At 37.6% G+C, this 3,097-nt stretch carries 4 protein-coding genes; 1 reads left to right on the top strand and 3 read right to left on the bottom strand.

Features of this window, described 5'->3' with window-relative positions; translation table 11 throughout:
- Together ABF281_RS07290 and ABF281_RS07285 are read right to left on the bottom strand one after the other, a co-directional pair.
- Nucleotides 1–188: hypothetical protein (locus tag ABF281_RS07290; RefSeq protein WP_347181020.1), on the bottom strand; the 188-nt coding region annotated here is incomplete at its 3' end.
- Nucleotides 189–253: 65 nt separating this feature from the next.
- Nucleotides 254–1,441, bottom strand: a complete 1,188-nt coding sequence (locus tag ABF281_RS07285; RefSeq protein WP_347181019.1) for an AIR synthase related protein — start codon at nucleotides 1,439–1,441, stop codon at nucleotides 254–256.
- A 242-nt stretch (nucleotides 1,442–1,683) separates the two neighbouring features.
- Here ABF281_RS07285 and ABF281_RS07280 point away from each other — a divergent pair, with 242 nt between their 5' ends.
- On the top strand, nucleotides 1,684–2,703 hold the full coding sequence (locus ABF281_RS07280) for a glutamine synthetase beta-grasp domain-containing protein (RefSeq protein WP_347181018.1): 1,020 nt from the start codon (nucleotides 1,684–1,686) through the stop codon (nucleotides 2,701–2,703).
- A gap of 114 nt (nucleotides 2,704–2,817) precedes the next feature.
- On the opposite strand, the gene ABF281_RS07275 is transcribed toward ABF281_RS07280, so the two are convergent.
- Nucleotides 2,818–3,097 (bottom strand): helix-turn-helix domain-containing protein (locus ABF281_RS07275; RefSeq protein WP_347181017.1); only part of this gene is annotated, 280 nt, incomplete at its 5' end.

The following is a 3,097-nucleotide window of genomic DNA, read 5'->3' as shown; positions in this document are numbered from 1 at the left end:
TCAAGGGTGATGGCATTTAAGATCGCCAAGGCATAGCAATCCCCATTTTGATGGCGGAATACTTCCCCATTTTCAAAATGAGTTTTATAGTCCAGTATTTCAACAGCTTCATAAGCCACATTCGGCTCTTCTAGAATTGCGACTTTGTTTAAGGTGGTGAGGATAAAGTTTTCTATTTCTTTTTTCATAAAGATTATAAGGGTATAAAAAAAGCTATCTGTACAGAGATAGCTTTTGATGTATGTTGTGAGTTTTAGTAGTGGAACACTCCGTATTCACTGGAGATTTCAAGAGATTTACTGCCTTCACTTTTGGCACTTTCTACTCGACCAATGATTTTAGCGTCTACATTAAAAGATTTTGAAATCTTTATGATGTCCTGAGCAATAGATTCAGGAACATACACTTCCATTCGATGTCCCATATTGAATACTTGATACATCTCTTTCCAGTCTGTACCTGAATTTTCTTGGATCAATTTAAACAAGGGCGGAACATCAAACATATTGTCTTTAACAATGTGTAAGTTTTCGACAAAATGTAAGATTTTAGTTTGTGCTCCTCCAGAACAGTGCACCATTCCGTGTATGTCTTCTGGGCTATATTGTTCTAAAATTTCTTTGATGATTGGAGCATAAGTCCTAGTCGGCGACAAGACCAATTTTCCAGCATCAATAGGTGCGTTTTCTACAGGGTCTGTCAATTTTGTGTTCCCAGAGTATACCAATGCTTCGGGCACTGCGGCATCATAAGACTCAGGGTATTTTTTTGCTAAATATTTATGAAACACATCATGTCTAGCAGAAGTCAAACCGTTAGATCCCATTCCACCATTGTATTCTTTTTCATAAGTAGCTTGGCCAAAAGATTCCAAACCGACAATCACATCTCCTGGTTTGATATTGGCATTGTCTACGACTTTGCTACGTTTCATCCTAGCGGTTACAGTCGAGTCTACGATAATGGTTCTCACCAAATCTCCAACATCAGCAGTTTCCCCACCGGTAGCATGAATCGTCACTCCGAATGCTTTCAACTCAGCTAACAGCTCCTCTGTACCATTGATGATTTGAGAAAGTACTTCGCCCGTAATTAGGTTTTTATTTCTTCCAATGGTTGAGGATAACATAATGTTGTCTGTCGCCCCTACACATAACAAATCATCAATATTCATGATGAGTGCATCTTGAGCAATCCCTTTCCAAACAGAAACATCCCCAGTTTCCTTCCAGTACATGTAGGCCAATGCAGATTTAGTTCCCGCACCATCAGCATGCATGATCAAGCAATATTCCTCGTCATGGGTTAGGTAGTCAGGGACGATTTTGCAGAAAGCTTTTGGAAATAATCCTTTGTCTACATTCTTGATTGCATTGTGTACATCTTCTTTGGAAGCAGATACACCACGTTGGCTATATCTTTTACTTATTTCAGAACTCATAGGTGTGAAATTAAATTTTATGTGATTTTGCAAATTTAGGTATTTGATTTTAGTTAGCCATTTAAAAAACACAGAACATTAATTTGATAAATTAGTTTTGAGGGGTTGCGAATATTTTGTGTTTAAAAATTCAAAAAACTACGTATGTTTACGTAGTTTTTTGATTGTGAAATAGAATATTTATTATATATTTGTGTCCTTAAAAGATAAACTTAAAACTTTATTAACATCATATCAATATTATGGCTAAAATTAAATTAGAGTACATCTGGTTAGACGGTTACAAACCCACTCAAAACTTAAGAAGTAAAACTAAAGTTGAAGATCATGACGATTTCAAAGGAACTTTAGAAGAATTAGGAAACTGGTCTTTTGACGGTTCCTCGACAAAACAAGCAGAAGGAGGATCTTCTGACTGTGTATTAGTACCTGTTGCTATTTATCCTGATCCTGCAAGAATCAACGGATGGTTAGTGATGACAGAAGTATACAATGCAGACGGAACTCCACATGAATCTAATGGTCGTGCTACGATTGACGATGATGATAATGACTTCTGGTTTGGATTTGAGCAAGAATACTTCATCATGGATGCAGATACAGATTTGCCAATTGGATTCCCAAGAGGAGGATATCCAAAGCCACAAGGAATGTATTACTGTTCAGTAGGAGGTAGAAATACTCACGGACGTGACTTGGTAGAAGAGCATGCAGATTTGTGTATCGAAGCAGGATTAAACTTTGAAGGAATCAACCAAGAAGTTGCTTTAGGACAATGGGAATTCCAATTGTTTGCTAAAGGAGCAAAAAAAGCAGGAGATGAAATCTGGGTAGCTAGATACTTATTAGAGCGTTTGACTGAAGGTAGAGGAATGTACATCGAGTACCACCCAAAACCATTAGGAAAAGATATGGACTGGAATGGTTCAGGAATGCACGCTAACTTCTCTAACGAGGTATTGAGAACTTGTGGTTCTAAAGAAAAATACGCTGAAATTTGTGAAGCTTTCCGTCCTTACGTGAAAGAACACATTGAAGTATATGGAGAGTTTAACGACCAGCGTTTGACAGGTTTACATGAAACGGCTGCTATTACTGACTTCTCTTGGGGAGTTTCAGATAGAGGAGCTTCAATCCGTATTCCAATTATCGCTGTAGAAAAAGGATACAAAGGATGGTTAGAAGACCGTCGTCCTTCTTCAAACGGAGACCCTTACAAGATTGCTGCTCGTATTATCAAAACAGTGAAAACTGTAGCTTAAAGCTAGCACAAAATTATATGTCAAAAGCCCTGCATCTGCAGGGTTTTTTTTATGGGGCTATTTTGTAGTGGATGTACGATTCCATCGCATTGTTTGTCTTTGAGATGCGTGGCATCATGTATTGGGGGTATTCCCTTTTATTTTTGATCTGAATGATAGAGGAGCCTCTCCCGTTTGGTTTTTAAAAAATCTAGAGAAAGATTGGATCTCTTCATATCCAATGGTGTATCCTATTTCTTGGATTTGAATGTCGCTATACCCCAATAACCTTTTAGCTTCTAGTATTTTTCTATCCTGGATGAACTGTAATGGACTTTTAGAACTTTGTTTTTGGAAAATATTTGACAAGGTCTTTGGAGACTTGTTAAGCAGATCTGCATAATCAGAAACCTTG

The sequence above is a fragment of the Wenyingzhuangia sp. genome, assembly GCF_039768515.1.
Classification (GTDB): domain Bacteria; phylum Bacteroidota; class Bacteroidia; order Flavobacteriales; family Flavobacteriaceae; genus Wenyingzhuangia.
The sequence above is the reverse complement of the archived record's forward strand: the minus strand, read 5'-3'. Positions and strand labels throughout refer to the sequence as shown.